The organism is Mesorhizobium sp. M1006, from assembly GCF_040318825.1.
Taxonomy (GTDB): domain Bacteria; phylum Pseudomonadota; class Alphaproteobacteria; order Rhizobiales; family Rhizobiaceae; genus Mesorhizobium.
The window spans coordinates 1-5081 of the sequence record NZ_JAMYMZ010000105.1 but is presented as its reverse complement, the minus strand read 5'-3'; the positions used below and the strand labels follow the sequence as shown (position 1 = coordinate 5081).

The window sequence follows — 5081 nt, the reverse complement described above, 5'->3', positions numbered from 1 at the left end:
ACATATGGACGCAAGCGATCGAAAACGACGCAAAACAACCGTTGCAGGCAGGGCGCCGTCCACATATGGATCCCAGGGTCTGCGCCGCGTCGCTTCGCTCCTTGCTTCGCCCAGGGATGACGAAGGGAGGGTTTCGGCTAATCTCCTAAATTTGCGATTTGCGACTAACGGAAATGATCGACCTTCGTTGCTGGTTGACCCGACTTACCCGCAGTTGGCCGAGAAACGATCGAATCAGCGCCGAAACCGGCCGATAACGTCGGTATTGCGAGAAGTCTGTGCACCAAAGCACGCGCACTTCCGATCGGAAGAAGCCGGAAACAAAAAAAGCGCCTCGGCGGGCGGGTCGTTGGAGCCAATTGGCACCATACGCAAATTAGTAGCATAGCTGCCGGCACAAAGCAAGAACAAAATAGCTGCGAAGGCAAAAAGTCCGAATTCCTGTCCCACCCGAGGTCGCCGCCCCTCATTGCTTGGCCCTAAGGTTGGTGATTGGCGAAAGCCGAAGTGGCATCCAATCTCCCCCCTCTATTGCGCTGGGCAATCGCATTTGGATTCTTACGAAGATGGACCCCCACCCTAACCCTCCCCACAAGGGGGAGGGAACGCTGCCGCGCGCCCTCACTTCCCCTTTTGGCGCCGAAAGACAGGCAATTTGCCGAGGTCAGCGCCAACGGAAGTCTCCCTCCCCCTTGTGGGGAGGGGTTAGGGGTGGGGGTACGTCGTAGAGCGAAAGCCTCGGCTTGCTATCTGCGATGGCCCCCTCGTGGGCGAGATGTCCGGCAGGACAGAGGGGGCGCGAAGGAATGCGAGTTTTGCAATCGTTCTGAGCAACGCCGCCCTGTGCAACCATCACCGCCGCGACCGGCCGATGACGTCGTCGGTGTTGGCGAGAAGCCTGTGCACCGCGGCACGGGCTGCAGCCGGTCGCTGCAGGCGGATGTTCTTCTCGATCGCCTCGTGCAGTGCCTGCGCCCGCCGCTGATCGCTGGTCTCGCGGGTGACGAACTGGAACAAATGGTCGAGCGCCGATTCGATCAGCACGCCGAGCGGCACCAGCAGATCGTTGCCCGAGGCCCGCAGGATGGCGAGATGAAACCGCGTGTCGGCGCGGGTGCGCTCCTGCAGGTTGGTCGCCTCGCCCATCTCGCGGCAGGCCTGGCTGATCTCGGCCATCTGCTCGTCGGTGCGCCGCATCGCGGCAAAGGCGCTGGCCTCCGGCTCGATGATGTGGCGGAATTCCTGCACGGTCCTGAGGAACACCTCGCGGTCCGGCGAGGTCGCGTACCAGGCCAGCACGTCGCGATCGAGCAGGTTCCAGCGCTCCTTCGGCTCGACCCAGCTGCCGATCTTCGGGCGTGACGCCAATAGGCTCTTCGCCATCAGCATTTTGATGGCTTCGCGCACCGCCGAGCGGCTGACGTCGAAGGTCTCGGACCATTTGGCTTCGTTGGGCAGGATGGTTCCCGGCGGATAGTCGCCGCGCACGATCCTCAGCCCGATTTCGTTGGCGAGCGAGGCATGCACGCTCGAGCCGGGAAAATGTGCGGCGTCGGCGCGCCGAACGACGGCCGGCCGCCCAGGCTCTGCCTTCAATTTGGCGGGTTGCTTTTTTGATGTCGCGTCCGGCATTCGTATTCCCCGGCAGCTTCTTGTCGAAAGCCTGAATTCAGGGCACGACAAAGCAGCGGCCTACGCTCCAAAGCAGCGTCGCCTCGTGCGTTTGTATGGACGATGCGTAACGGGGCGCCCGACGGGCGCCCCGAAACTGCGAACCTACTTCTGGATGCAGGTGTCGACGGTGTCCTTGGTGCATTCGTCGAGGCCGGTGAACACCGGATCGGCGACCGGCTTGCCGTCGACCAGGTCGATCATCACCGAGGGCGCCTTGTAGCCCATCTCGAACGGCCGCTGGCCAACCAGCGCGGTCACCAGCCCGTCACGAGCAATCGCCACCTCGTCGCCGATCGTGTCGGCGGCGCCGATGACAAAGGCGTTGCTGGCGATCTTGTCGGCCATCGGCTTGAACAGGTCGCGGTAGGGCTGCGGAGCGCCGAACAGCGGCCAGCCGCCCATGATGCCGAAGGCGTCGAGATCGGGATTGGCGGCGAGGATGTCGGTCATCGCCTGCACGCCCTTGGCGCCGTCGTCATTGGTGAACACCGGGCAGCCGGCAACTTCCGTCCAGCCGCCTTCCCCTGCCAGCGCCGCGAGGCCGTCCTTGCCCGAAAGCGCGTCACGCATGCCCTGCGCGCGGCGCAGGATGTTGTCGGCCGCCGGATTGCCTTCGATGGTGCAGATCTTGCCGCCATTCGGCTTGGCCTTCTTGATGTATTCGCCGATCTTGTGACCCATCAGGTAATTGTCGGTGCCGAGATAGGTCTTGCGCAGCGCCGCATCTTCCTTGCTGAGGTCGGCGTCGAGGGTCATGATCGGGATCGACGGATTGGCGCTTTTGATCGTCTGCGCGATCAATGGCGCGTTCGACGGCGAAATCGCCATCGCCACCGTGTCGGGCTTGCTCAGCATGTCCTGGACGATCTGGGCTTCACCGGCCTCATCCGAGGTCGACGCCGGTCCGGTGTAGAAGCACTCATATTCCGAGCTGGCGTTTTCCTTGTTCCATTTCTCGCAACCCTGGTGGATGGCCTCGAAGAATGGATTGTCGAGACCCTTCACGACGATGACGAGCTGTTTCTTGGCCATGGCCGGCCCGGCACCCAGCGCCATGACGGCGGCGGCAGCGAGCAATAGTGATTTCCTCATGTCAGTCCTCCCTTTGAAACAAACGGACACGGCGTGCCCGCCACACACAGATCGACCCGGAGCAAGATGACAGAGGACGTCGCACTCGTGTCGCCAAGCCAGGTCGATAAGCATTTTCATATTCAGTCTCAGACCGGCACCGACAGATACTGCTGGTTGCCAAATCCCCGACCGACAAACCCTCACCGATTCCTTCCGGCAACCCGGGAGATCGGCGCAAGCTCCTCCGACACTTAGCTAATATCGCCTTGTCACCGACGTCAATGCTATTTGTCCTACAAAACTGATTTTTCGAAAGAAGCCGTGGTTGACGCCAAGGAGGCTTATGCGTAAATGGGCAAAATCGCTGCTTCCGGGAGGAACTGGGGAGAGCGAATGGCCGCGGCAAAACCGCAGGCCGCAAAGCACGGGGAGGCAAGAAGGCTGGTGGCGGTTCTCGAACTCACCAACATCTCGAAGCATTTTGGCGCCATCCAGGCGGTCAACGACGTTTCGTTGTCGATCGAGGCCGGACAGGTTGTCGGCCTGATGGGCGACAACGGCGCCGGCAAGTCGACGCTGGTCAAGATGATCGCCGGCAATTTCCCGCCGAGCCATGGCACGATGCAGATGGACGGCAAGGAGCTGATCCTGCACAAGCCGGTCGAGGCGCGCCAGCACGGCATCGAAATCGTCCATCAGGACCTGGCACTGTGCAACAATCTGACGGCCGCCGCCAACGTCTATCTCGGCCGTGAATTGCGCCGCGGCCTCGGGCCGCTTCGCATCCTCGACTATGCCGCGATGTACAAGCGTGCCGGCCAGATCTTCGCCGAGCTGAAATCCGAAACGCGCCCGCGCGACCTGGTCAAGCAAATGTCAGGCGGCCAGCGGCAGGCGGTGGCGATCGCCCGCACCATGCTTTCGCAGGCCAAGATCGTGCTGATGGACGAGCCGACGGCGGCGATCTCGGTGCGCCAGGTCGCCGAGGTGCTGAACCTGATCCGCCATTTGCGCGACCAGGGCATCGCCGTCGTGCTGATCAGCCACCGCATGCCCGACGTCTTTGACGTCGCCGACCGCGTCATCGTCATGCGGCGCGGCCGCAAGGTCGCCGACAAGACGATCGCATCGAGTTCGCCGGAAGAAGTCACCGGGCTCATCACCGGCGCCATCGAACAGGTATGATTGACGCCTCAACCATGAGTAAAAAAGGTCGATAATGGCAGTCACCCTTGATCAGACGATCGCGCACAAGCAGCACACCTTGCTGAGCAAGGTGTTTGCCAGCCAGACCTTCTGGGTGGTGATCGCGGTCATCCTCGCCTGCCTGTTCCTGTCGGTGGCCACGGATTCCTTTGCCACGACCAAGAACCTCTACAACATCACCCGCAACATCACCTTCGTCGCCATCGTGGCGCTCGGCATGACCTTCGTCATCATCACCGGCGGTATCGACCTGTCGGTCGGCTCGGTGCTTTGCCTGTGCTCGATGGTGCTGGCCGTGACCATGCATGCCGGCTACGGCATCGAGATCGGCATTGCCGCTGCGATTGCCACAGCGCTGATCATCGGCGCCTTCAACGGGGTTCTGATCGCCTATCTCGGCTTTCCGCCTTTCGTGGTGACGCTCGGCATGCTGTCGATTGCGCGCAGCCTAGCCATGGTCGCCTCCAACAACACCGTCGTCTTCCAGTTCGGGCCGGATCACGACAAGCTGCTGGCGCTGGGCGGCGGCGCCTGGGTGTTCGGCATCGCCAATCCGGTGCTCTACATGATCGTGCTGGCGTTGATCACCGGCTTTGTGTTGCGCTGGACGAAATTCGGCCGGCACATCTTCGCCATCGGCGGCAACGAGCATGCGGCAACGCTGACCGGCGTTCCGGTGCGCCAGATCAAGGTCGTCGTCTACATGATCTCGGCATTGGCGGCTGGCCTTGCCGGCATCATCCAGACCGGCTGGCTGGGCGCGGTCACCACCAATCTCGGCAACGGCATGGAGCTTCAGGTGATCGCCGCCACCGTCATCGGCGGCGCCAACCTGGCCGGCGGCATGGGCACAGCCTTCGGCGCGGTCGTCGGTGCGGCGCTGATCGAGGTCATCCGCAACAGCCTCGGCCTGCTCGGCATCAATGCCTTCTGGCAAGGCGTGTTCATCGGCGGCGCCATCCTGCTCGCCGTGCTGTTCGACCGCATCCGCAATTTCAGGCGCAACGACTGACGTTCAAGCGCAGCCTCCCCCTTCTCCCCTTGTGAGGGCTTTGCATGAAGGGTGTGCTTAACCTGATTGGCCTACTGGGCGTCTTTTGAAGGCGTCTAAGGCCTCGCCCTGTCGC

At 62.3% G+C, this 5081-nt stretch carries 4 protein-coding genes; 2 read left to right on the top strand and 2 right to left on the bottom strand.

What is annotated here, in order from left to right; genetic code table 11:
• Positions 1-852: 852 nt before the first annotated feature.
• Both NKH60_RS34515 and NKH60_RS34510 read right to left on the bottom strand, forming a co-directional pair.
• A complete protein-coding gene (locus NKH60_RS34515) occupies positions 853-1632 on the bottom strand; it encodes a FadR/GntR family transcriptional regulator (RefSeq protein WP_352875058.1) in 780 nt (259 codons plus the stop codon).
• A gap of 144 nt (positions 1633-1776) precedes the next feature.
• Complete coding sequence (locus tag NKH60_RS34510; protein ID WP_023675805.1) at positions 1777-2766, bottom strand: sugar-binding protein; 990 nt, start codon at positions 2764-2766, stop codon at positions 1777-1779.
• Between the two features lie 426 nt (positions 2767-3192).
• Here NKH60_RS34510 and NKH60_RS34505 point away from each other — a divergent pair, with 426 nt between their 5' ends.
• Together NKH60_RS34505 and NKH60_RS34500 are read left to right on the top strand one after the other, a co-directional pair.
• Positions 3193-3933, top strand: a complete 741-nt coding sequence (locus NKH60_RS34505) for an ATP-binding cassette domain-containing protein (protein WP_023675804.1) — start codon at positions 3193-3195, stop codon at positions 3931-3933.
• Positions 3934-3967: 34 nt separating this feature from the next.
• Positions 3968-4966 carry an ABC transporter permease gene (locus tag NKH60_RS34500; protein WP_352774456.1) on the top strand — a complete coding sequence of 333 codons (999 nt, stop codon included), beginning with the start codon at positions 3968-3970 and terminating at the stop codon, positions 4964-4966.
• The last annotated feature ends 115 nt before the right edge of the window (positions 4967-5081 follow it).

Bases quoted from the DNA above. Each gene is read 5' to 3' on its own strand.
- NKH60_RS34515 (WP_352875058.1), bottom strand. From the start codon at position 1,632: ATGCCGGACGCGACATCAAAAAAGCAACCCGCCAAATTGAAGGCAGAG.
- NKH60_RS34510 (WP_023675805.1), bottom strand. From the start codon at position 2,766: ATGAGGAAATCACTATTGCTCGCTGCCGCCGCCGTCATGGCGCTGGGT.
- NKH60_RS34500 (WP_352774456.1), top strand. From the start codon at position 3,968: ATGGCAGTCACCCTTGATCAGACGATCGCGCACAAGCAGCACACCTTG.